Below are 18636 nucleotides of genomic sequence, written 5' to 3'. Positions count from 1 at the left end.
GTGCCGCCTTTCCTCTTCGTCGTGTTCACGGGTGGTCACGGCATCGCGGTCAGCACAGGCCCGCGGGCCGGGAGACCTTGCAGGAGTTGGCCTCGAAGGTGTTGGCCTTGGCGGTCTCCTGGTCGACGAGGTCGGCCGGGGAGTTGCCGCTCAGCTCGTTGTCGCTGATCCGGTTCCGCTCGCTGGTGGTGCCGACGAAGCTCTTGAACAGGACGATGCCGCCGGACAGCGGGGACTTCCCCGCGTTGTCCCTGACGACGTTGCGGGTCACCAGGGTGTCCTCGGCGCCGGTCATGACGATGCCGGAGCCCTGCAGGGCGTCCAGCCGCGCGGTCTTCGGGCAGGACTTGTTGTTGCGCACGACGTGGTTCGCGGCGACGGTCACCGCCCCGGCCTTGGGCTTGTTCTCGTCGCCGACGACGAACACGCCCGCGCAGTTGCCGGTGACGTGGTTCTCCGCGACGACGAGGTTGCGCAGCCGGCGGACGGTCACGCCGATCCGGTTGCCCTCCAGGCGGTTGCGCTCGACGAGCGTGCCGCCGGTGTCGGCGGCACCCTGCTCGGCGGTGATCGAGTTGGCGAGGAAGAGGCCCGCGTCGCCGTTGTCCCGGGCGGTGTTGCCCCGGAACACACCGCGCACCGACGCCTCCTGGGCGATGCCCCACACCCCGTTCTTCACCGCGGTCACCCCGCGCACGGCCAGTCCGTCGGTGTCGACGGCGTAGACGCCGCTGCGGGTGAAGCCGGTGACGGTCAGGGAGGCGAGGGTGACGCCCTCGACCTTGCGCTTCTTCGTCCCGACCACGCAGATGCCGTTGCCGGCCGCGGCACAGGCGTCGGCGGCCTTGGCGGGTTTGGCCGCGGGCTTGGCCGCGGGCTTGGCCGCGGGCTTGGCCGCGGGCTTGGCGGGTTTGCCGGTGGCCTTCGCCGTGGACGTGGCCGTGGCCTTGGCGGCGGGCTTGCCGGTGGCCGTGACCGTGGCCTTGGCGGTGGGCTTGGCGGTGGTGGTGGGCTTGGCCGTGGGCTTGGCGGCGGCCGGCCGGATCACCACGCCCCGGCCCGTGCCGCGCAGGGTCAGTCCGGGGGTGGTCACCGTGACGCTCTCCCGGTAGGTGCCCGGAGCGATCAGCACCGTGTCACCGGGGGCGGCGGCGTTCACCGCCTTCTGGATCGACTGTCCCGCGTGGACCACATGGGTCATGTGGCCGGCGGACGCCGGGGCGGCACCGAGGCCCGCCCCCACGACCGCGGCGGTGCACGTGAGGTACACGAGATGGCATTTCTTCATATTCCGGACAATATGCTCGACTGGTCGGCGGTCCGGTGGTATCGGCCGTACGTAGGCGTGTTGCGGGACGGCGTGTCGCGGACGGGGCGCCGCGGGACGGCAGGGCGCTCGCGGTGCCGGACCGGGCGTCCCGGCGCGGTCCGCCCCTCCCCCGCCGGGACCCGACGTAGCGTGGCCCGCACAACCAGGGCGGGCCGGGGCTCGCGACGGTCGACCCGATGGTGGCGTGATGTGCTGGAGTGCGACGGCCGATCTGGTGGCGGGCGCCGGGATCACCGCCGTCGGCGTGGCCTGTGTGGTGCGGGTGCGCCGGGCGCGGGACCTGCCGCTCGCCGCGCTGCCCCTGTTGCTCGGGGTCCACCAGATCGTCGAGGCGGCGGTCTGGGACGCGGGCGGCGGCGGCGGACCCGCCACCCTCGCCTGGGCCGTCATCGCGTTGCCGCTGCTGGCGGTGTGGGTGCCCGCGGGAGTGTGGTGCGCCGCCCCGCCGCGCACCCGGCGCGGGCTCGGCCCCGTTCTCGCGGTCGGCATCGCGACCGCCGCCGGCCTCGCGCACGGACTGGCCACCGGCCCCGTCACGGCGGAGATCCGGGGGCACACGATCGGCTACACGACCGACCTGCCGCGACCCGCCCTTCTCGTCTCCGGCTACCTGCTGGCCACGGCGGGTTCCCTGCTGCTGTCCGGCGACCGGCGACTGCTGGTGCTGGGCGTCTTCGTCACCGTGGGCGCGCTGCTCTGCTGGGCGCTGTGGCGGCTGGAGTTCGTCTCCACCTGGTGCGCCTTCGCGGCGGTGTGCTCGGTACTGCTGCTCGGCTGGGTCCGCGACCGGCCGGCTCCCGGGGGAGCACCGCCGCCGGCAGGGTGAGCACCGCCGTCGGCCGTCCCGCCGGACGGGCGGCCGCTCGCCCGAACTCCGCTTCGCCGCAAGGAGATCGACCCTCGCTCGGGGCGGACGGGGCGGGGTCCGCGCGGTCGCCCCGGCGGCCGGCGGCGGGACGACGAACCGATCGTTCCTCCCCCGCACGTCGGACCCCTTGCGCCACATGTGCCATACTCGGCGCCGCTCATAGCAAGATCTGACCGGGGGGGTCCACCTGCACGCCATAGCCTTGGACGCCCCCTACCTGGACACGGACGCGGACCAGCTCTGCTTCTCGCTGGACCTGGACGAGCGGCCGGCCCTCGCCGAGCACGAGACGACCGTGGGCGGGCTCGACGTCCGTCTACGGCTGCTCGGCGCCTCGCACCAGGTCTTCGCCGGTCCCGTACGGGAGACCGTGGCGTGCCTGCTGGGCTCCGTGAAGGGGCTTCCCGGGACGTACACCCGCCGGCTGCCCGGCTGGGACTACGACTTCACTGCCGAGACCCGGCGGCTGGACCCCGCGGACTTCAGCGACCGGGTGGCGGGGATCCGCCGCCGGGTCGCCGACAACCCCGACAGCCTGTGCGGGATCTTCCCCGGGTCGCCGGAGGCGTTGACGGCCGTCGTCGTCGAGGCGGCCGACGGACCGTCCGGCGGCGGACTGGTCTGGCACACCTGGCACACGTATCCGCAGCACGGCCGGATCGTATCGACGCACACGCGGCTGGAGGCCCGATGAAGAGCGCCCGACTGGTCCGCGCGGGGGTGGCGGCCGTGCTGGCCGTCGCCCTGCTGGCCGCCTGTTCCTCCGACGGCGGCGACGGGGTGCCGCGCGGCTGGATACGCGACACCTACGCCGAGAGCGGCGCGGACTGGGTCGTTCCGGGCAAGACCCCGACGCAGGTGGCCGACGCCATCCACGGGCACCGCGCGGCCCTCGACCGCGCGTCCGGCGAGAGCCTGGAGTTCCTGCGCTACGGCGACGACATGGTCACCGTGTCGCCGTACCGGAGCGGCAGCCGGATCGAGATCGAGGACTACCGCAACGGCTACCACCGGCACAGCCGGCACCTCACCTACTGGCCGAACCCGGACAGCGCCAGCTTCCGCGGCGGCGGCCCCGGCGAGGGCAAGTGACACCGGTGGGCCGGCTCCGCGCGTGAGGCACCACCCGACCCCGACGTCGCCGTCAAGAAAGGCAACACAGTGACCGAGATCTTCGAGTCGACGGGCCAGGCCCTGCTCTACGGAGTCGTGGGCCTCGCGGTGATGGCCGTCGGCTTCATCGCCCTCGACCTCGTCACGCCCGGCAAGCTCTTCCACGTGGTCTGGACGGACCGCAACCGCGGCGCGGCGGTGCTGCTGGGCAGCCAGTCGATCGCCGTGGGCCTGGTCGTCATGGAGGCCATCCGGGCCAGCGAGTCCGAGGAGGGCCTGGGCTACGGCCTGTTGAGCACGCTCCTGTACGGCCTCGCCGGGGTGCTGGTGATGACGCTGGTCGGCATGGTGATAGGCCACCTCACGCCGGGCCAGATGGGCGCGGTCGCGCTCGACGACAGCAGCGACGGCCGTCCGCACCCGGCCGCCTGGGTCCAGGCGGGGATGTACCTCGGCACCGCCTTCATGGTCGGCGCGGCACTGTCCTAGGCAGCGCACCCGTGAGCACCACCGCACTCCAGGGCCGCGGCACCGCGGCCCCCTCCCGCCCCCCGGCCGTCCGGCACACCCGGGGGGCGCGTTTCCTCCTGCTGCTCGCCGTCTTCCTCTGCGCCGCCTGCGGCCTCGTCTACGAACTGGCGCTCACCGCGCTGGGCAGCTACCTCATCGGCAACTCCGTGCTCCAGACCTCCGTGGTCATCTCCGTGATGGTCTTCGCGATGGGTCTCGGCTCGCTCGCCGCCAAACCGCTGCGCCGCCGCGCGGTCGGCGCGTTCGCCGTCGTCGAAGGGGCGCTGGCGCTGGTCGGCGGACTGTCCGTGCTGGTGCTGTACGCGTCGTTCGCCTGGCTCCAGCTGTACACCCCGGCGATGATCGTGATCACGCTGGTGGTCGGTCTGCTCATCGGGGCCGAGATCCCGCTGCTGATGACGCTGCTGCAGCGGATCCGGCGTCAGGAGGCGGGCAGCGCCGTCGCCGACATGTTCGCCGCCGACTACATCGGGGCGCTGGTGGGCGGGCTGTGCTTCCCCCTGCTGCTCCTGCCCACGTTCGGGCAGCTGCGGGGCGCGCTGGTGGTCGGCGCGGTGAACGCGGTGGCAGGCGTCGTCGTGGTGCTGTTCATCTTCCGCCGGCAGACCCGGCGTTTCGTCCAGGTCGGCCTCCTGTGCGGCGTGACGGCGGTCCTGGCCGTGCTCGGCACGGCGTACGCGCTGGCCGACGACCTGGAGGTCACCGCGCGCCAGCAGATGTACCAGGACCCGATCGTGCACGCCGAGACGACGCCGTACCAGGAGATCGTCGTCACCCGCTCCACCGCCTTCACCGGCGGTGCGGACATGCGCCTCTTCCTCAACGGGGACCTCCAGTTCAGCTCCGTCGACGAGTACCGCTACCACGAGTCCCTCGTGCACCCCGCGCTGTCGCGGGAGCGCGGCGAGGTGCTGATCCTCGGCGGCGGTGACGGACTCGCCCTGCGCGAGGTCCTGCGCTACGACGACGTGCGGCACGTGACGCTCGTCGAGCTGGACCCGGCGATGACGAAGCTGGCCCGTGACTTCGCACCGCTGCGCGAGCTGAACGGCGGGTCGTTCGCCGACCCCCGGGTCGAGGTGGTCAACGCCGACGCCTTCAACTGGCTGCGCGGCGCCCGGCAGCGGTACGACGCCGTCGTCATCGACTTCCCGGACCCGGACACGGCGGCGCTGGCCAAGCTGTACTCGGTGGAGTTCTACACCCTGCTCGGCCAGGTCCTCACCCCGCACAGCCAGGTCATGGTGCAGAGCGGGTCGCCGTTCTTCGCGCCGAAGACGTTCTGGTCGATCGCGGCGACGGTGGAGGCGGCCGGGTACACGACCACCGAGTTCCAGATCGACGTGCCGAGCTTCGGCAACTGGGGATTCGTACTGGCCGGCCGCGGCACCGCCGCTCCCCCGCCGCTGCGGCTCGCCCCGGACGCCCCCCGCCTGCGCTACCTGGACGACGCGGTCCTGCGGGCGGCCACGGTCTTCCCCGTCGACCGCCGCCGCGAGGACGTACGGCCGAGCACGCTGATGGAACCGGCGGTGCTGGAGTACGTGCTCGACGAGTGGAAGAACTACTGAGCCCGCCGGGCGGAACCGGAGCGGGGCCGGCTCCGGTTCCGCCCGGGGCGGTCGTGGTCGCGGTCAGGCGATGAGGCCGGCGACGAGGACGGCGAACTCGTCGGGGGTGGCCAGGCGCACGCCGAGGGACTCCGCCTTGGCCCGCTTGGCACCGGCGCCCTCCCCGGCGACGACCAGGCTCGTTCTCCTGGAGACGCTGGAGGAGGAGCGGCCGCCGGCCCGTTCCACCAGTTCGTTCATCTCGTTGCGGCTGAGCTTCTCCAGCGGGCCGGTCATCGCGCCGGTGACCACCACCGTCATGCCGGCCAGCGGCCCGCCGGCCGGCGCGGTGGAACCGGTGGTGCCGGCCGCGTCCGCCGGTCCGGTGCCGGCGTCGGTCTCCCCGGACGGCGGGGCGGGCGGAACAGCGCCGGGTTCGGTCATGTTGACGCCGGCCGCGGCGAGCTTGTCGATGAGCGGGGCGAGTTCGGCGAGTTCCGCCACGATGGACGGGGCCTTCTCGGTGCCGATGCCCTCCACCCGCTGGACCGTCTCCGCGTCGGCGGCGCGCAGGTGGTCCATGGTGGCGAAGTACCGGGCGATGCGGCGGGACATGGAGCGGCCGGTGCCGCGCAGGCCGAGGGCGCACAGCACCCGCGCCAGCGGCCTGCCCTTGGCCGCGGCGAGGGCGGCGAGGAGGTTGTCGGAGCTGGTCGCGCCCATCCGGTCCAGGCCGAGGAGCTGCTCGCGGGTGAGGGTGAACAGGTCGGCGAGATCGGCCACCAGGCCCGCCTCGACGAGCTGCACGACGCGGGTGTGGCCGAGGCCCTCGATGTCGAGCTGGTCGCGTCCGGCGGCGTAGGAGAGGGAGGCGACCAGGTGGCAGTTGCGGCCGTTCTCACAGCGCCAGCGCTGCTCTGCGGTGTCGATGGCCGATCCGCAGCGCGGGCACTCCCCGGGGAAGACGATCGGCTGTTCCTCCCCGGTGCGCAGATGGGCGACGGGTGCCTCGACGCGGGGGATGACGTCACCCGCCCGATGGACCATCACGTGGTCGCCCAGGCGCAGGTCGCGGCGGGTGATGTCGGCGGGGTTGTGGAGGGTGGCGTAGGTGACGGTGGAGCCGTCTATCTCCACCGGGGCGAGGACGGCGCGGGGCGCGATGATGCCGGTACGGCCCACGTTCCACTCCACCTCCAGCAGGCGGGTGATCTTCTCGACGGCCGGCAGCTTGTAGGCGATCGCCCAGCGCGGGGCCCTGGAGCCCGACCCCGCGGCCCGCTGGTCGGCGGCCCGGTCGGCCTTGACGACGATCCCGTCGATGCCGAACGGCAGGTGCGGCCGCAGGGCGGCGATCTCCCGCACCCGGGCCAGGACGTCCTCGACGGTGTCCGCGGTGACGCCGGGTACGGCCGTCGTGGCGGTCGTGTTCACGCCGAGCTCCGCGGCCCGGGCCATCAGGTCGCTGTGGGCGGCCTCGCCGAGGACGGCGGCGAGGCCGGCCTCGGTGCCGGCGAGGGGCAGCAGGCCGTAGCCGAAGAAGGTCATCGGCACGGTGTAGGCACGGTCCTTGGCGCGCAGGGTGCCGGCGGCGGCGTTGCGCGGGTTGGCGAACGGCTGGCCGCCGTGCGCGGTGCGGACCTCGTTGGCGTGCTCGAACTGGGCGGTCGTCATCAGGACCTCGCCGCGCACCTCCACGGTGACCGGCTCGGTCAGCCGCTCGGGCAGGCCCTCGACGGTGCCGGCGGCGTGCGTGACGTCCTCGCCCGCCGTCCCGTCGCCCCGCGTGATCAGCCGCGTCAGACGGCCCCGGGTGTAACGGGCCGCGATCGCCAGGCCGTCCAGCTTCGGCTCGACGCTGTAGCGCTCGCTCTCGTGGCCGACGCGCCGCGCCAGTGAGGCGGCCCAGGCGGTCAACTCCTCGGGCGAGAACACGTTGTCCAGGCTGAGCATCGCGACCGTGTGCGGGACGTCGCCCTCCACGGCGCCACCGGCCACCTTGCCGCTGGGCGAGTCGGGCAGCACCTGGCCGGGATGGGCGGCCTCCCAGGCCGCGATGGACCGCGCCAGCCGGTCGTAGGCGTCGTCGTCCAGCACCGAGGTGCCCCCGGTGTAGTAGGCGGCGGACGCCCGCACGGCGTCCTCGACCGCCCGCGCGTAGGCGGCGGCGTCCACGATCTGTGCGGCAGGTGTCGTCATGCCCGTCATCCTGCCCCCCACCACTGACAACGCCCCTCGCACAGGGGCGGCGCCGGGGCCCTCCGCGTCGTCGGGGCGCGCCGGGACCGGGTACGCTGCGTCGGCGTCCGCCGTACGGCGACCGCTCGTGCGCGGCCTCCCGTCCGACGCTCCCGGCCCCTCTCACGAATGTCGTGCACTCAACCCATGACTCGACGGATCTTCATCGACAAGCAGAGCCCCAAGGCCTACCACGCACTCCTGCAGACCTCCGAGGCCGTCCGCGCGACCGCCGCCGAGGCGGGCCTGGAGCGCACCGTCGTGGAACTGGTCAACCTGCGCGTCTCGCAGCTCAACGGCTGCGCCTTCTGCCTCGACCTGCACACCCGGGCCGCCCTGCGCGCCGGGGAGTCGACCCGGCGGCTCGGCGTGCTCGCCGCGTGGCGGGACACCGAACTGTTCAGCCCGCTGGAGCGCGCGGCCCTGGCGCTGGCGGAGGCGACCACCTTCCCCGCCGACGCAGCCTCGCGGGAGGCCGCGTACGCCGACGCCCGCGCGGCCCTGACCGAGGATCAGATCGCGGCGGTGATCTGGGTGGCGGTCGCCATCAACGCCTTCAACCGGGTCTCCGTCCTGAGCGGGCACCCGGTGCGCTGACGGGTCCGTCCGGCGCGGGCGGCCGGCCGTTCGCCGGCCGGCCCGGAATCGTTCCGCCGCCTTCCGCACGGGGGAGCGCGCGGGACCGGTGGCCCCCCGGCGCGGACCGGGTACCGCGTCCACGACGAGGCCGGCGTGCCCGGCTGTCCGCGCGCGGCCGGGCCATGGTGTCCGGGGCCGCCGAGCCGGAGGCGTATCCGCGCGCTCGCGGGCGAGCCGATGAATCGATGAATCGACGAGCGGATGGGCCGTCAGCGGTGGCCCGCCTCCCCCGTCACCCGCGATCGCGTGCTCCGTGACGCGTCACCGTGCTTGCACACGACGGTGACCCCGCCCCCGCCGGACCCCCGGCCGCCCGGCCCGGGGAACGGCACCCCGACCGGCGCCTCGTCTCACCCGTCCGTACCCCTCACGTCCGCGCCGCCGCGGTGAGCCCCCGCTCCCGTGAGAGGGTTGCCGCCCGCACGAGGCAGGAGGCCGGGTGACACTCCGTCAAGGCCGGTACCGCGCACGCAGAACGTCGCTGACGCTCCTGACGGCGCTCGGCACGCTGGCCGGCACCGCCCTGACGGGGGCGGCACCGGCCGGCGCGGCGACGGGGGCGGCGACGGGGACGGGGGCAGGGACCACCATCGCGGCCGGCGTGGTCTACCGGCAGTACGACCTCCGGGCGGCAGCCGGCCTGACGCACGTGCACGTGCTCGGCGTCGACCTGGCCGACTCCCGCGTGCGCCTGGGCCTGCTGCATCCGGGGAAGGTCGCGGCCCGTGCCACCGTCTCCCGGCAGGCCACCGACCGGAAGGCCGTCGCCGGCGTCAACGGGGACTTCTTCGACATCACCGAGACGCAGCATCCGGGCGTGGCCGCGACCGGCGCGAGCGTGGGCCCCGCCGTCGCGGACGGCGTGGCGCTCAAGGCCGCCGTGCCGGCGGGGCAGCGGTTCGGCCCCGAGCCGCCGCCCGGCACGGACACCGACGAGGTGTTCGGTGTGAGCGGTGACGGACGGGCCCGGCTGGACAGCCTGGCGCTCGACGGCACGGTCGTCGGCCTCGGCCGCCGGTGGCCGCTGGGCGGTCTCAACCAGTACGCGCTGCCGGAGAACTCCATCGGCGCCTACGACTCCGGCTGGGGCAGCGTCTCCCGCGCGCGGGCCGTCTGCGGCACCGACACCGACCGGGCCGCGCCGTGCGTCACCGACACCCACGAGGTGACGGTGCGGCAGGGCCGGGTGGTGTCCGCCTCGGACAGGCCCGGCGAGGGTGCCGTCGCGGCCGGCACCACGGTGCTCGTCGGCCGGGAGGCGGGCGCCCGGCGCCTGAGGAAACTGGTCACGGGGCAGCGGGTGACGGTGCGGTACGGCCTCGTGGCCGCCTCGCGGCGCGTCTACCGCTTCGCGCTGGGCGGTCACCCGGTGCTCGCCGGCGGGCGGCCGCTGACGGGCCTGGACACGCGGACCTCGGCGGTACGCACCGCGGTGGGCATCGCGGACGACGGGCGGCGGGTGCTGCTGCTCGCGGTCGACGGTGCCCCGGCGTACCGCACGGGCCTGACGGTCGCCGAGGTCGCGGCCGCCCTCGGGAGTCTGGGCGCGACCGAGGGCTTCAGCCTGGACGGCGGCGGTTCCTCGACCCTGGTGGCGCGGGAGCCGGGCGCGGCCGCGGTGTCGGTGCGCAACCACCCCTCGGCCGGGGCGGAGCGGGCCGTGCCGAACGGCATCGGCGTGTTCGTCCGGTGAACCGGCCCCCGCCGGGCCGGTTCACCGGGTGGCCCCGCGGGGCCTCACGGCCGGATGCTGCCGACGATGTCGGCGGTCGCCGTGAGGCCGCTGTGGATGGTGGGGGCCATGCTGGTGCCGGCCAGGAAGAAGCCGAGCAGCAGACAGACCAGCCCGTGCGAGACCTTCAGCCCGCCGCTGCGCAGGAAGATCACCGCCAGGATCAGCAACAGCACCACCACGGAAAGGGAAACCGTCACACCAACCTCCTCCACTACGTCCGCTTTCGCGGCATTCGGCCGCAAGTGTGACGCAGTGGAGGGTTCGTCCGTGCGGCCGACCTGCCCGCCGAACGAGTGGTTCACGGGCCGGCCGGGCGGCCGGTCGCGGTCACGCCCTCCCGCGGGCGTCGAGGAAGGCCTCCAGGCCGGCCAGGTCGTCGGTGTTGAGGTGGTCGACGCCGGCGTCGAGCAGTTCGCCCCACAGGGCCTCCCGCGCGGGTCCCGCCAGGTCCGGTGTCGCCCAGAAGCGCACCCGCTGCCCGTTCTCGTGCGCCGTCCGCACGAGAGCGCGCAGCTTGCTCCGCTCCGCGTCGGGGAAGGCGCCGACACCGAGCCAGGTGAAGTGGAGCGTCCAGTTGTCGCTGATGAGGGCGGCGAAGGAGGCGTCGGTGCCGCCCAGGTCGGCGAGGCGGCCGTCGTAGAAGGCGCGGCGCACCGTCTGGGCCGCCATCGGCACCCGGGCCGCGCGGTCGCCCGAGACGACGGCGGTGACCGGGCCGCGCCGCACCCGGCCGTGGTCGTAGGTGGTGAACAGGTGCCGGTAGCGGCGCAGCAGGCGGTCGAGTTCGAGGTACGTCGACGCGCCCTCGGTCTTGATGTCGACGAGCAGTTGCAGGGGGGTGCGCGAACCGCGGTACACCGACCCGTGGTGGGCCTCGACGCGGGCGGCGAGCGGGGCGAGGTACAGGGACTCGAGCGTGCGGGCCGGGTCGAGGTCCACCGGGTCGTGGGCGACCAGCAGTTCGCCGTCGACGAGGAAGATGTCGGCCTCGACGCTGCCGAAGCGGTGGTCGAGGGCGTCGAACAGGGGCCGGGGGTGCTCGTAGTCGTTGTGGGCGTGGGCGTGCCACAACGGGCGCGGCCGGTGCCGCCGTTCGGCGGCGAAGGCGCTGCCGGCGGACGGCGCCAGCACTGCCGTGAGGGCTCCGCCGAACGCGGTGAGGGCTCCGCGGCGGGTGATGAGGGCCATGCTCTGCCTCCCTGGGGGACGGTCCGGACCACAGGGAGTATGGGTCCGGCGCAGCCGCGATGGCCCTGCACATGACAGGAGTTGGCCGGACCGCCGTCGAGCGTTCACCCCTTCCGGCCGGGCACGCGCCCCTTCCGGGCAGGCACGCGAACCTTGCGTGCGGGCACGCGAAGAAGCCCGCCCCGGGTGGGGCGGGCTTCTCGGGGGAACCGTCAGGGAGCCCGCAGGTCGACGAGTTCGGCCAGGGCAGCGCGGTGGGCGCCCGCCGTGCCGTAGGCGATCGAGTCGGCCTTCGCGCGCTTGAGGTGGAGATGGGCCGGGTGCTCCCACGTCATCCCGATGCCGCCGTGCAGCTGGACCGCCTCCTCGGCGGCGCGGACGGCGACGGGCGCCGCGTACGCCTGCGCCACGGCGACGGCCACCTCGACGTCCTCACCGGTCGCCAGGGCGTCCGCCGCGCCCCGGGCCGCGGCCCGCAGGTTGACGACCTCCAGCCACAGCTGGGCGAGCCGGTGCTTGAGCGCCTGGAAACCGCCGACGGGCCGGTTGAACTGCTTGCGGTCCTTGAGGTAGCGCACGGTCTCGGTCAACGACCGGTCCGAGACGCCGAGTTGCTCGGACGCGAGCAGTCCGGCACCGGCGCGCAGGGCCCTTCGCACGGCGGGGGCGGCGTCCCCGAGCCGACGGCCGGGGGCCCCGGCGAGGGTGACCGTGGCGAGCGGGCGGGTCAGGTCGAGGGACACCTGGGGGGTGACGGTGACGGTGACGGCGGCGGCCTCGACCGCGTACAGCCCGCCGTCGTCCGCGGGGACGAGCAGCAGGTCGGCACAGGCGGCGTCGGCGATGCCGGTCAGCTCCCCGTGCAGGGCGCCGTTCTCCAGCCGTGCGGCCGGGAAGGCGGCGCCCGGTGCGGTGTGCAGTCCGACGGCGAGCACCGCGACCGCGGTGGCCCGAGCCAGCCGGTCCAGCAGCTCAGCGGCGGCGGGGGTCCCCTCGCTCGGGCGGAGCCGGGAGCGGGGGAAGGCGAGCAGCGCCTCGGTGGCGACGACCGCGCTCGTGAGGTACGGGACGGGGGCGACCGCGCGGCCCAGTTCCTCCAGGACGACGGCGGCCTCCCGGTGGGTGGCGCCCTGACCGCCCAGTTCCTCGGGCACCAGCAGCCCCGCGAGACCCATCGTGCCGGCGAGCGTCTTCCACAGCCGGAGGTCGTGGGGGGCGTCCGACTCGGTGCGGGCGATCACGCCGGCCGCGTCGCAGTGGTCGCCGAGCAGGTCGCGGACCGCGGAACGGAGCGCCTCCTCCTCCTCGGTGTAGAGCAGGTCCGTCATCGAGCGAGGTCCTTCCAGGCGACGTCCTTGTCGGTGCGCGGCTCGGTGGGCAGGCCCAGGACGCGCTCGGCGACGATGTTGAGCAGGACCTCGGTGGTCCCGCCCTCGATGCTGTTGCCCTTGGAGCGGAGGTAGCGGTAACCCGCCTCGCGGCCGGTGAAGTCGACGTGTTCGGGCCGGCGCATGGTCCAGTCGTCGTACAACAGGCCTTCCTCGCCGAGGAGTTCCACCTCCAGGCCGCTGATCTCCTGGTTGAGGCGGGCGAAGGCGAGCTTCATGCCGGCGCCCTCGGGTCCCGGCTGGCCGGCGACGAGCTGCTGGCGCAGCCGCTCGGCGGTGAGCCGGGAGACCTCGGCCTCCACCCACAGCTTCAGCAGCCGCTGGTGCAGGTCGTGGGTGCGCAGTTCGGGACGCTCGCGCCAGGTCCTGGCGGCGGGCCCGATCATGCCGCCCTCGCGGGGCAGCCGCATGCCGCCGATCGCGACCCGCTCGTTGTTCAGCGTGGTCTGCGCGACCCGCCAGCCGTCGCCGACCTCGCCGAGGCGGTGGGCGTCGGGGATGCGGACGCCGGTGAGGAAGACCTCGTTGAACTCGGCCTCGCCGGTGATCTGCCGCAGCGGCCGGACCTCCACGCCGGGGTCGGTCATGTCGCACACGAAGTACGTGATGCCGCGGTGCTTGGGCACGTCCGGGTCGGTGCGGGCGATGAGGATGGCCCAGCGGGCGACGTGGGCGCTGGACGTCCACACCTTCTGCCCGTCGACGACCCAGTCGCCCGCGCTCTCCCGGACGGCCCGGGTGCCGAGGGCGGCCAGGTCGGAGCCGGCGCCGGGCTCGCTGAAGAGCTGGCACCAGACCTCCTCGCCGGTCCACAGGGGCCGCAGGAAGCGCCGCTTCTGCTCCTCGGTGCCGTACTGGAGGATCGTGGGCGCGGCCATGCCGAGGCCGATGCCGATGCGCCGCGGGTCGTTGTCGGGGGCGCCGGCGGCCTCCAGCTCGGCGTCCACGACGGCCTGGAGGGAGCGCGGGGCGCCGAGTCCGCCGAGCCCCTCGGGGTAGTGCACCCAGGCGAGGCCGGCGTCGAAGCGGGCCCTGAGGAAGTCGAGCCGGCCGGTGCCGGCCGGGGGGTGCGCGGCCAGCAGTTCGGCTGTGCGGCGCCGGAGTTCGGCTGCGTCGGTCATACGGCGGCTCCGTTTCGCGGGACGACGGCGATCCGGCCGGTGGTGACGCCGTCGGCGACCCGCTGGACGGCGGCGGCGGCCCCCTCCAGCGGTACGCGCTCGCTCACCAGCGGCTTGATCGCGCCACGGGCGGCCAGCTCGGTGAGCTGCTCGTGGCAGTGCCGGACCAGCTTCGGGTCCCTGGTGTTGTACAGGCCCCAGTGCAGGCCGAGGACCGAGTAGTTCTTCACCAGCGCGTGGTTGAGCGAGGGGGCGGGGATCGTCCCGCTCGCGAAGCCCACGACCACGATCCGGCCCTCGAAGGCGACGACCTTGGCGGACTGGGTGTAGGCCTCGCCGCCGACCGGGTCGTAGACGACGTCGGCGCCGCGGCCGCCGGTGGCCTCCTTGACGGCGGCGATCACGTCCTCGGCACGCCGGTCGATCACCACGTCGCAGCCCAGTTCGCGGGCGACGGCCGCCTTGCCGGCCCCGCCGACGACCCCGATGACGGTGGCGCCGGCCGCCTTGCCGAGCTGTACGGCCGCGCTGCCGACCCCGCCCGCCGCGGCGTGCACGAGGAGCGTCTCGCCGGCCCGGAGCCCGGCCCGGCGGTGCAGGCCGAACCAGCCCGTCTGGTAGCCGATGTGCAGCGCGGCGGCCTCCGCGTCGTCCAGCGGGTCCGGCGCGGGCAGCAGGGCGGCGGCGTCGGCGACGGCGTACTCGGCGAAGCCGCCGTGCGGCAGCGCGGGGGTGGCGAGGACGCGGCGGCCGTCCTCGGTCTCGCCGCAGATCTCCACGCCCGGGGTGAACGGCAGCGGCGGCCTGACCTGGTAGTGGCCGCGGGCCATCAGAGCGTCGGGGAAGTTGACGTTCGCGGCGCGCACCCTGAGCAGGACCTGGCCGTCGCCGGGCGTGGGCCGCTCGACGTCCGCGAGCCGCATCACCTCGCTCGGCTCGCCGTTCTCGTGCACCTGCCATGCCTGCATGCGGAGCCTCCACGGGACTGCGTCGTCTGACCGGGGTCGATCGCATACTAAGCGGTCGCTTGCCGATCAGGGAACAGCCGGCCGCCAAGAGCCCGCACCGGACGCCGCGCCCGCGGGACGTCACGGGCGCGGGTGCGGGCCGCCGGGACGTCCCGGGCGGATGCCGCCGGGTCGCCGCGCGCGGGAGCCGCCCCGCGTCACGCCCCCTTGGGCCGCGCCCGCACGTGCATCCGCTCCCCCTGCGGCCCGAAGAGGCTGAGGAACTCCACCGGCCCCTCCCCCGTCGACCCGAACCAGTGCGGCACGCGCGTGTCGAACTCGGCGGCCTCCCCCGCCGCCAGCACCACGTCGTGCTCGCCCAGCACCAGCCGCAGCCGCCCGGACAGCACGTAGAGCCACTCGTACCCCTCGTGCGTACGGGGGTCCGGGTCCAGTCCGCGCTGCGGCTCCAGCACCTTGAACGCCTGGAGGCCACCGGGCTGGCGGGTCAGCGGCCAGTGGGTGCGGCCGTGGCGGACGATCGGCTGTGCCCGCACCCGCGGGTCGCGCACCGCCGGCGCGCCCACCAGTTCGTCCAGCGCCACCTCGTGGGCCCGCGCGATCGGCAGCAGCAGTTCCAGGCTGGGCCGGCGCAGGCCCGACTCCAGCCGGGAGAGCGTGCTCACCGAGATGCCCGTCGCCTCGGACAGCCCCGCCAGCGTCGCGCCCCGCTCCTTGCGGATCCGCCGCAGCCGCGGCCCGACCTCGGCGAGCACCGCGTCCACGCCCCCGCCCTCACCCTCGCCCCCGGCACCGCCGCCGGACCCGCCGTCGTCCCTGTCGTCACTCATACGGCTATTGCAGTTTCGGCAAACTCGTTTGTCAACACGGCAGTGAGGGCGCGACCGTCGGCCCTGGAGGTGGTCACAGATGACCGAGCACACCGCGCACGCCGAACACATCACGCGCACCACGCACACCGGGAACCCCGAGGACGGGCCGGGAAGCGCCGACGCCTACGAGGTGGTCGTCGTCGGCGGCGGCGCGGCGGGCCTGTCCGCCGCGCTGGTCCTGGGCCGGGCCCGGCGCCGCACCCTGGTCGTGGACGCCGGCGAGCCGCGCAACGCGCCCGCCGCGCACATGCACGGCTACCTGTCGCGGGACGGGATGTCCCCGGCCGAGTTCCTGGCGGCCGGACGCGAGGAGATCGCCCGGTACGGCGTGGAGCTGGTCCGGGACCGGGTGGTGGACGCCGCGCGGGAGGGCGACTTCACCGTGACGCTGGCGGGCGGACGGACCGTGCGGGCCCGGCAGCTCGTCGTCGCCACCGGTCTGAAGGACGAGCTGCCCCCGGTCGAGGGCCTCGCCGGGCGGTTCGGGCGGGACGTGCTGCACTGCCCGTACTGCCACGGCTGGGAGGTCCGCGACCAGGCCTTCGGCGTCCTCGCCACCAGCCCCATGAGCGTGCACCAGGCCCTGATGGTGACCCAGTGGTCGAAGGACGTGAAGCTGTTCCTGCACACCGTCGACGAGAGGGAGCTGTCCGACGAGGACCTGCGCCGGCTCGCCGCGGCCGGTGTCGACGTCGTCCCCGGCGAGGTCGCCGCACTGGTCGTCGAGGACGACCGGCTCACCGGGGTCCGCCTGGCCGGGGGCGGTCCCGGCGGCGAGGGGAGCGTGCACGCCCGCGAGGTGCTGTTCGTCGCCCCCAGGGCGGTCCCGCGGACCGATCTGCTGGTCCGGCTCGGCGCCGGGACGACCGAGACGCCCTTCGGCCGCTACCCCGTGGTCGACGGCCGGGGCCTGACCACCGTGCCGGGCCTGTGGGCGGCGGGCAACGCCTCCGGCTTCGCCGAACAGGTCGTCAACGCGGCGAGCCGCGGCTACCGGGCGGGCGCCGCGATCAACGGGGAGCTGCTGATGGCCGATCTCGACGCCGCCGTCCGGGTGTAGCCGCCACGCCGTCGGTGCACCATGACTGCATGCTGCTGATCCGGCTCGCCGAGGTGTCCGGGGAGGTCGCCGCCGCCTCGGCGCGCTCCCGCAAGATCGCGCTGCTGGCCGCGCTGTTCCGGGAGACGGAGGCACGGGACGTGCCGGCCGTGATCCCGTACCTGGCCGGCCGGCTCCCTCAGGGGCGGCTCGGCATCGGCTGGAAGGTGCTGGGCCGCCCGGTGGCCCCGGCCGCCGCGCCGACGCTGACCGTACGGGAGGTGGACGCCCGGCTCACCGCCCTGGGTGAGGTGTCGGGTCCCGGCTCGCAGGCCGAACGGGTCCGGCTGGTGCAGGAGTTGATGGGCGCCGCCACCGAGGACGAGCAGCGTTTCCTGATCGCCCTGATCAGCGGCGAGGTCCGGCAGGGCGCCCTGGACGCGGTGGCGGTGGAGGGGCTCGCGGAGGCGACCGGTGCTCCCCCGGCGGACGTGCGGCGGGCGGTGATGCTGGCCGGCTCGCTCCAGGCGGTGGCCCGGGCCCTGCTCGCGGACGGGCCGGCGGCGCTGGAGCGGTTCCGGCTCACCGTCGGCCGCCCGGTGCTGCCGATGCTCGCGCACACCGCGTCCTCCGTGGCCGAGGCGGTCGGCAGGCTGGGCGCCTGCGCGGTGGAGGAGAAGCTGGACGGCATCCGCGTCCAGGTCCACCGGGACGGCGGCACCGTGCGGGCGTACACCCGCACCCTCGACGACATCACCGACCGGCTGCCCGAACTCACCGCCGCCGTAAGGGATTTGGACGGCGACCGGTTCATCCTGGACGGTGAGGTCATCGCCCTCGACGAGTCCGGCCGGCCCCGCTCCTTCCAGGAGACGGCGGGCCGCGTCGGCTCGCGGGTGGACGTGGCCGCGGCCGCCGCGGCGGTCCCGGTCTCCCCCGTCTTCTTCGACGCGCTGTCGGTCGACGGCAGGGACCTCCTCGACCTGCCCTTCTTCGAGCGGCACGCGGAGCTGGCCCGGCTGGTGCCCGAGCCGATGCGGGTGCGCCGGACCGTCCTGGCGGGCGAGGCGGACCTGCGGGCGGCCGAGGACTTCCTGGAGGAGACGCTGGCCCGGGGCCACGAGGGCGTGGTGGTGAAGTCCCTCGAAGCGTCCTACGGCGCGGGCCGGCGCGGCGCGTCCTGGCTGAAGGTCAAGCCCGTGCACACGCTCGACCTGGTGGTGCTGGCCGCCGAGTGGGGCCACGGCCGGCGCACCGGGAGGCTCTCCAACCTCCACCTCGGCGCCCGCACCGCCGACGGCGGCTTCGCGATGCTCGGCAAGACCTTCAAGGGCCTGACCGACGCCCTGCTCGCCTGGCAGACCGGGCGCCTGCGGGACCTGGCCGTCGAGGACGACGGCCGGGTGGTGACCGTACGCCCCGAACTCGTCGTCGAGATCGCCTACGACGGCATCCAGCGCTCCAGCCGCTATCCGGCCGGCGTCACCCTCCGCTTCGCCCGCGTGGTCCGCTACCGCGAGGACAAGCGCCCGGAGCAGGCGGACACGGTGGAGACGCTCCTCGCCGCGCACCCGGGGGTACGGCCGTGACGGCGCGGCGCAGCGCCGGTCTGCTGCTGTTCCGGCGCACCGGTGCGGGACCGGAGGTGCTGCTGGGGCACATGGGCGGCCCCTTCTTCGCGAAGAAGGACGCCGGCGCCTGGACCGTCGTGAAGGGCGAGTACGAGCCGGGCGAGCCGGCCTGGGAGGCCGCCCGCCGCGAGTTCCGGGAGGAGCTGGGGGTGGCGCCGCCGGACGGCGAGGCGTTCCCGCTCGGGGAGGTCCGGCAGGCGAACGGCAAGATCGTGACGGCCTGGGCGATCGAGGCGGACCTCGACCCGGCGGTGATCGAACCCGGCACCTTCGTCATGGAGTGGCCGCCGCGCTCCGGGCGGACGCGGGAGTTCCCCGAGCTGGACCGGGTCGCCTGGTACGGCCTGGACCGGGCCCGCGAGCTGATCGTGAAGGCACAGGCCGCGTTTCTCGACCGGCTGGCGGAGCACTCGGACTGAGCGGAC

18 protein-coding genes are annotated in these 18636 nt (G+C 74.6%); 10 read left to right on the top strand and 8 right to left on the bottom strand.

Annotated elements, in window-relative coordinates; all coding sequences use genetic code 11:
• Positions 1-49 precede the first annotated feature (49 nt).
• Positions 50-1288 carry a right-handed parallel beta-helix repeat-containing protein gene (locus ACZ5FU_RS29120; protein WP_469047391.1) on the bottom strand — a complete coding sequence of 413 codons (1239 nt, stop codon included), beginning with the start codon at positions 1286-1288 and terminating at the stop codon, positions 50-52.
• Between the two features lie 229 nt (positions 1289-1517).
• Here ACZ5FU_RS29120 and ACZ5FU_RS29115 point away from each other — a divergent pair, with 229 nt between their 5' ends.
• The 5 genes from ACZ5FU_RS29115 (at position 1518) to ACZ5FU_RS29095 (ending at position 5413) form a co-directional block, all read left to right on the top strand.
• Complete coding sequence (locus ACZ5FU_RS29115) at positions 1518-2156, top strand: DUF6629 family protein (RefSeq protein ID WP_451528703.1); 639 nt, start codon at positions 1518-1520, stop codon at positions 2154-2156.
• Between the two features lie 229 nt (positions 2157-2385).
• Positions 2386-2892: a DUF2617 family protein gene (locus tag ACZ5FU_RS29110; protein WP_451528749.1), complete on the top strand. Its 507-nt coding sequence runs from the start codon at positions 2386-2388 to the stop codon at positions 2890-2892.
• On the top strand, positions 2889-3290 hold the full coding sequence (locus tag ACZ5FU_RS29105) for a DUF4247 domain-containing protein (RefSeq protein ID WP_451779445.1): 402 nt from the start codon (positions 2889-2891) through the stop codon (positions 3288-3290). The genes ACZ5FU_RS29110 and ACZ5FU_RS29105 overlap by 4 nt, the downstream gene beginning before the upstream one ends.
• 69 nt (positions 3291-3359) lie before the next feature.
• The gene (locus tag ACZ5FU_RS29100) at positions 3360-3800 is read left to right on the top strand and encodes a DUF350 domain-containing protein (protein WP_451528705.1); all 441 of its coding nucleotides are present in this window, start codon (positions 3360-3362) and stop codon (positions 3798-3800) included.
• Between the two features lie 11 nt (positions 3801-3811).
• Positions 3812-5413 (top strand): polyamine aminopropyltransferase, encoded by a 1602-nt coding sequence (locus tag ACZ5FU_RS29095; RefSeq protein ID WP_451528706.1) that lies wholly within the window; start codon positions 3812-3814, stop codon positions 5411-5413.
• 63 nt (positions 5414-5476) lie between these two features.
• On the opposite strand, the gene ligA is transcribed toward ACZ5FU_RS29095, so the two are convergent.
• Positions 5477-7591 carry an NAD-dependent DNA ligase LigA gene (ligA, locus tag ACZ5FU_RS29090; protein ID WP_469047389.1) on the bottom strand — a complete coding sequence of 705 codons (2115 nt, stop codon included), beginning with the start codon at positions 7589-7591 and terminating at the stop codon, positions 5477-5479.
• Between the two features lie 186 nt (positions 7592-7777).
• On the opposite strand from ligA, the gene ACZ5FU_RS29085 reads away from it, so the two are divergent.
• Complete coding sequence (locus ACZ5FU_RS29085; protein WP_451528708.1) at positions 7778-8227, top strand: carboxymuconolactone decarboxylase family protein; 450 nt, start codon at positions 7778-7780, stop codon at positions 8225-8227.
• 481 nt (positions 8228-8708) lie between these two features.
• Entirely contained in the window at positions 8709-9962 is a 1254-nt protein-coding gene (locus tag ACZ5FU_RS29080) for a phosphodiester glycosidase family protein (protein ID WP_469047388.1), read from the top strand.
• 44 nt (positions 9963-10006) lie between these two features.
• Here ACZ5FU_RS29080 and ACZ5FU_RS29075 read toward each other — a convergent pair whose 3' ends face one another.
• The 6 genes from ACZ5FU_RS29075 to ACZ5FU_RS29050 form a co-directional block, all read right to left on the bottom strand.
• Entirely contained in the window at positions 10007-10201 is a 195-nt protein-coding gene (locus tag ACZ5FU_RS29075) for a hypothetical protein (protein ID WP_451528710.1), read from the bottom strand.
• Positions 10202-10331: 130 nt separating this feature from the next.
• Positions 10332-11192: a phosphatidylinositol-specific phospholipase C/glycerophosphodiester phosphodiesterase family protein gene (locus tag ACZ5FU_RS29070; protein ID WP_451779450.1), complete on the bottom strand. Its 861-nt coding sequence runs from the start codon at positions 11190-11192 to the stop codon at positions 10332-10334.
• Between the two features lie 212 nt (positions 11193-11404).
• Positions 11405-12520, bottom strand: a complete 1116-nt coding sequence (locus ACZ5FU_RS29065; RefSeq protein ID WP_451779453.1) for an acyl-CoA dehydrogenase family protein — start codon at positions 12518-12520, stop codon at positions 11405-11407.
• Positions 12517-13701, bottom strand: a complete 1185-nt coding sequence (locus ACZ5FU_RS29060; RefSeq protein ID WP_469047385.1) for an acyl-CoA dehydrogenase family protein — start codon at positions 13699-13701, stop codon at positions 12517-12519. Before ACZ5FU_RS29060 ends, ACZ5FU_RS29065 begins: the two co-directional genes overlap by 4 nt.
• Positions 13698-14669 (bottom strand): NADPH:quinone oxidoreductase family protein, encoded by a 972-nt coding sequence (locus tag ACZ5FU_RS29055; protein ID WP_451528714.1) that lies wholly within the window; start codon positions 14667-14669, stop codon positions 13698-13700. The genes ACZ5FU_RS29060 and ACZ5FU_RS29055 overlap by 4 nt, the downstream gene beginning before the upstream one ends.
• Before the next feature lie 197 nt (positions 14670-14866).
• Positions 14867-15499 (bottom strand): helix-turn-helix domain-containing protein, encoded by a 633-nt coding sequence (locus ACZ5FU_RS29050; RefSeq protein ID WP_451528715.1) that lies wholly within the window; start codon positions 15497-15499, stop codon positions 14867-14869.
• Between the two features lie 79 nt (positions 15500-15578).
• Here ACZ5FU_RS29050 and ACZ5FU_RS29045 point away from each other — a divergent pair, with 79 nt between their 5' ends.
• The 3 genes from ACZ5FU_RS29045 to ACZ5FU_RS29035 are packed head-to-tail and all read left to right on the top strand — an operon-like array spanning position 15579 to position 18630.
• Positions 15579-16601, top strand: a complete 1023-nt coding sequence (locus ACZ5FU_RS29045) for an NAD(P)/FAD-dependent oxidoreductase (RefSeq protein WP_469047382.1) — start codon at positions 15579-15581, stop codon at positions 16599-16601.
• A 29-nt stretch (positions 16602-16630) separates the two neighbouring features.
• Positions 16631-18169 carry an ATP-dependent DNA ligase gene (locus tag ACZ5FU_RS29040; RefSeq protein ID WP_469047380.1) on the top strand — a complete coding sequence of 513 codons (1539 nt, stop codon included), beginning with the start codon at positions 16631-16633 and terminating at the stop codon, positions 18167-18169.
• The gene (locus ACZ5FU_RS29035) at positions 18166-18630 is read left to right on the top strand and encodes an NUDIX hydrolase (protein WP_451528718.1); all 465 of its coding nucleotides are present in this window, start codon (positions 18166-18168) and stop codon (positions 18628-18630) included. Before ACZ5FU_RS29040 ends, ACZ5FU_RS29035 begins: the two co-directional genes overlap by 4 nt.
• Positions 18631-18636: the final 6 nt, after the last annotated feature.

It is taken from the genome of Streptomyces sp. NPDC031554, assembly GCF_055580685.1.
The sequence above is the reverse complement of the archived record's forward strand: the minus strand, read 5'-3'. Positions and strand labels throughout refer to the sequence as shown.